Annotated in this window: 4 protein-coding genes and 1 pseudogene; 4 read left to right on the top strand and 1 reads right to left on the bottom strand. The window is 47.2% G+C overall.

All coding sequences use genetic code 11. The features are described 5' to 3' along the window. From ACEW8P_RS14500 to ACEW8P_RS14490, 3 genes and pseudogenes are all read left to right on the top strand, one after another. Nucleotides 1–208 (top strand): annotated as a pseudogene (locus ACEW8P_RS14500) (hemerythrin); the annotation flags it as partial. A gap of 191 nt (nucleotides 209–399) precedes the next feature. Continuing rightward, nucleotides 400–1,461 (top strand): 6-bladed beta-propeller, encoded by a 1,062-nt coding sequence (locus tag ACEW8P_RS14495; protein WP_373513795.1) that lies wholly within the window; start codon nucleotides 400–402, stop codon nucleotides 1,459–1,461. A gap of 312 nt (nucleotides 1,462–1,773) precedes the next feature. Continuing rightward, on the top strand, nucleotides 1,774–2,472 hold the full coding sequence (locus ACEW8P_RS14490; RefSeq protein WP_373513794.1) for a LuxR C-terminal-related transcriptional regulator: 699 nt from the start codon (nucleotides 1,774–1,776) through the stop codon (nucleotides 2,470–2,472). Here the strand turns inward: ACEW8P_RS14490 and ACEW8P_RS14485 are convergent. Next, a complete protein-coding gene (locus tag ACEW8P_RS14485; RefSeq protein ID WP_373513793.1) occupies nucleotides 2,435–3,436 on the bottom strand; it encodes a LytTR family DNA-binding domain-containing protein in 1,002 nt (333 codons plus the stop codon). The genes ACEW8P_RS14490 and ACEW8P_RS14485 overlap by 38 nt on opposite strands. Nucleotides 3,437–3,684: 248 nt before the next feature. Between ACEW8P_RS14485 and ACEW8P_RS14480 the strand changes: the two genes are divergently transcribed. Then, nucleotides 3,685–3,861 (top strand): hypothetical protein, encoded by a 177-nt coding sequence (locus ACEW8P_RS14480; RefSeq protein ID WP_373513792.1) that lies wholly within the window; start codon nucleotides 3,685–3,687, stop codon nucleotides 3,859–3,861. The last annotated feature ends 75 nt before the right edge of the window (nucleotides 3,862–3,936 follow it).

Genomic DNA, 3,936 nt, shown 5'->3' with positions numbered 1-3,936 from the left:
CCATCACGACTCCATCGAAGATGAGTTGAAGGAAGTAAGTACTATCATCAAGCGCTACTCCGAGTACGAAACTACCCCGCTGCCTTACCGTGTATTCCTCAACCAGGTCGAACTATTTGAACTGGAACTCCGCAAGCACGCGATCATTGAGGATCATGTGCTGGTGCCGATGGCAGAGGAACTGGAAAAAAAGTTGCGCGGACAATAGCCTGCGAAACCTTCGTATCGATTTATCCCGCTTGGGTCGGCGTCTTTTACATGATCAATGATGAATTGGCTGGCGTAGTGAATGTGATATTTAAACCGAGGTCTAAAAGCCACAAGATAATCAGGACGAATAGTATAACGCCGCGCGAATGTACTTTGTCTAGGTGTTTAATCTTGAAATAAATAATCGACATGAATACCACTCCTTCCCGCCGAAACTTCTTAAAAGTGTCGGCGCTTACGGCTACGGCTCTCTCCTTCAAGCCTTTTTATATCCTAAAAGCTCAACCCAAGTCAAATGGGGAAATTATCGGTCACGGTAGCCATAAATACAAGGTACACCTTGGTTGGGGGAACCTGGACTCGTCCGAATTTCCGGTCAATAACTGCCACGAAATGGTGCAGGACAGCAAAGGGCGGCTAATCATGGTGGGCGACGAGGTCAAGAACAATATTCTGGTTTATGACCGCTCGGGCAAATTGCTCGATAGTTGGGGCCACGAGTACCCTGGCGGCCACGGCCTCACGCTCTGGAACGCTAACGGCGAGGAGTTCCTGTTCATCTGCGATCCGAATCTGGGCAAAGTTGTCAAGACAGATATGAAAGGCAAAGTCCTGCTGACAATCGAACACCCGTCAAAAGTAGGAGCCTACGAGGAGAAGATGAACTTCAAACCCACTGAAGCGGCCATTGGACCGGACGGGACAATCTACGTAGCCGATGGCTACGGCTCACAGTGGGTGCTGCGCTACACGCCGAAGGGCGAGTACATCGGCAAATTTGGCGGCCCCGGCGATGGCGACGAGCAGTTTGCCACCGCTCACGGCGTGGCCATCGACTACCGCAATAAAGCCAATCCAACGCTACTCGTGACCTCGCGGGTGCATAACTCGTTTAAGCGTTTCACACTGGACGGGAAGTACCTGTCCACTATCTTCCTACCCGGTGCTTTTGTTTGTCGCCCGGTGCTGGATGGCGACAATCTCTACGCGGGCGTATGTTGGTCGCGGTTGAAGTACCTCAACCAAACGCCCAACTCTGGCTTCGTGACTATCCTCGACAAAAACGATAAGGTAATCTCTAATCCCGGTGGTACCAAACCCGAATACCGCGACGGCAAACTGCAGGTCATGGTGCAGGACTACCCGCAGTTTATGCACTGCCACGACGTCTGCATTGACAGCGAAAAGAACATCTACATTTGCCAGTGGAACGCGAAGAAGACGTACCCCGTGAAGCTGGAAAGAGTCTAGTACTACAGCATAAAGAGTCTAGTACTTTGTACAGCATAAAGAGTTCGCGATGTTCTGATTTTATACAAAAATGCACGTGCTATTCTCAGTCTAAAGACGATCATTTCGGCCTCTTTTTCGAGAAAATGCAAAGCCCCGACGGAGTGATCCCGTCGGGGCTTTCTGCGTTTAAAGCAAATGGGCGGATGGTCGGACTCTAAAATGTGTTGATTTCACCCCTAAATGTGGTGATTTCACCGAAATGTATTATAATGGTACAACCTCATCCCCTATTTTCGATTCAGAATTACACGCTAAAACAAAAACTGTATTATGAAAACGCAAATGGAATCGAAGTGGGCTTTGAAGAAAATGGACGCCACCGTCCTCGTTGCAAAGTCGGAGCCTTTTACTTGTGAGGTGCTGGGTAGCCTTTTGAAAACTGAAGGATTTGACGTAGTCGGACGAGCCTCTAAACTGGACGATCTGATCAGCAAAATCCAAACCAAAAAACCCGCCTGTGTCATTACCGAAGTTGGGCTGATCGGCGACGCGGCCAAACTGATGAGCGCTCTCAGCGAATTGAAGAAAGTACCCAAAGTAGTGATGTATGTCAATTCCCACGACACCCGTGACATCTCGAAAGTCCTGGAAGCTAAGTTCAGTGCTTACCTCCACGCCGAGGATCAGCTGGAAGAACTGTATCACTGCTTGCAAGCAACCGGGAAAAACGACACCTACTACAGTGCCTGCTTCAAGGATCTGATTCACGAGTTGGGTATTAAGGAGGCCGATACGGAAACAATGAATGTCATTAAATCTCTTACTAAGCGAGAGAGGGAGGTCCTCTATTACCTTACCAAAGGTCTGACGGGCCACGAAGTAGCGGCACACCTCAACATGAGTTATCGCACGCTGGCTACCCACAAGCAAAATATTACACAGAAGTTCTCGCTCGACAGCGGACGCAATCTGCTTCGGCAGGGCCTGCAGATCAGGAGCTTTTTGACGGATCCACGAGCGGCCCGGTAGTAATCGCGTCTTGGTTATCATTAGCCACATTGTTTTCAAGCGATTGCTTCAGTGTAGCCATCCGGGCGCGAGGCATGATGAGTTCTTTATCAGGAAGTTTATTACAGTACAGCACATATTTACCCTTTTCCCAGTAAGAATAGCTGTCGAAGTAGTTGAGATTGAGCAAGTAGTGCCGATTGCCCCGGAAGAAACGGTCAGGATCTAGTTCGTTTTCCAGCTCAGCCAGCGATTTTGAAATTTTGAACCGACCTTTAGCGTGTTCCACATAGTATTCCCCTTCCTCAGTTTCGAACAAGTAGCAATCCTCAACGTTGAGGAGGGTTTCGCCCGTGTTTGTCCTGGCGGGTATTATCTGCGTGTAAGCACGGGGCGTCCCCGCCGCCAGCGAAGTGAACGCACCGAACACCGTTTCCTCGGGACTGGCCGTTTTCTTAAGGTTTTGCAGGAAATCCACGAAAAGGGATATGTTCAACAACAAGTACCCCAATATCAGAACGAAGGGGGTATAGGTCAAGTAGCCCTCGAAGGTGTATAATAAGTCGAGGTACCTATTTTCGTACTGTTCGGCACTAAGATCGGGAAACTCACGCAGTAGGAAGCGCAGGTGCAAGGTAACAGGGATAAAAAGGAAATAGGCTGTCAGGAATACGGGTAGAAGTTTTAGCTGGTACCCAAAAATGGATTTCGGCGTCAGAGACAATTCATCGATGTCAAAGATTTCGTGAAACCGATCGATCAAAAGGATAACGATGTACAGACTGACGAATTCGGGAAGATAAAAACCAAAGAACCAATTATATACATAGCCAGCAAATCCATTGGATTGGTCAAGACTCGAGTATTTGAATTCAGGATTGAAAGTCCAACTGAGTATTTCATAGAAAAGGACGATTACAAACAGAATAGCCAGTCCGCTCCACGGCTTCTTCAAAAAAGAACGATTCAGTTCGAGTGCTTTCATGATTTTGGCGGGTTATTCAAACACTTCTATAAAGGCTAATCAAGGACTCTCATACATAAACCAGACCATAATAAATCTAGTCATTAATGACTAGATAGCAAGCCAAAAATAAGAAAAAACGCGGATTATTCCCGGCGCATCGGTACGCTACCTTTGTAACAGAAGGTTTCAGAAAAGGAAAAGCCTTTCTGTTTATCAGTACCCAAGTTCGTCAAACTTAATTCATTACACGTTAAATTCTTGTTTTTATGAAAAATTTTGAAATCACCCCCAAAGGTTCTTTGTCACAATACATCAAGGACAATACGATCAAAGCTAAAAATGAGATTTCCAATCTAATGATTCTCGGGCCCGGTATGGGAGATAAGTCATGTTTTGATGGAGCAGTTGCCGTAGCTCCAAAGGGCTTATCCATCTCTCTGTAAAAACCATTCCCATCCGTAAATACCGCTGATCATGAAAGCAAAAACACTGACATCCTACCAGCAGGTAGCGCAGGA

It is taken from the genome of Persicitalea sp. (genome assembly GCF_041751555.1).
Lineage (GTDB): Bacteria > Bacteroidota > Bacteroidia > Cytophagales > Spirosomataceae > Persicitalea.
The sequence above is the reverse complement of the archived record's forward strand: the minus strand, read 5'-3'. Positions and strand labels throughout refer to the sequence as shown.

Bases quoted from the DNA above. Each gene is read 5' to 3' on its own strand.
- ACEW8P_RS14495 (WP_373513795.1), top strand. From the start codon at position 400: ATGAATACCACTCCTTCCCGCCGAAACTTCTTAAAAGTGTCGGCGCTT.
- ACEW8P_RS14490 (WP_373513794.1), top strand. From the start codon at position 1,774: ATGAAAACGCAAATGGAATCGAAGTGGGCTTTGAAGAAAATGGACGCC.
- ACEW8P_RS14485 (WP_373513793.1), bottom strand. From the start codon at position 3,436: ATGAAAGCACTCGAACTGAATCGTTCTTTTTTGAAGAAGCCGTGGAGC.
- ACEW8P_RS14480 (WP_373513792.1), top strand. From the start codon at position 3,685: ATGAAAAATTTTGAAATCACCCCCAAAGGTTCTTTGTCACAATACATC.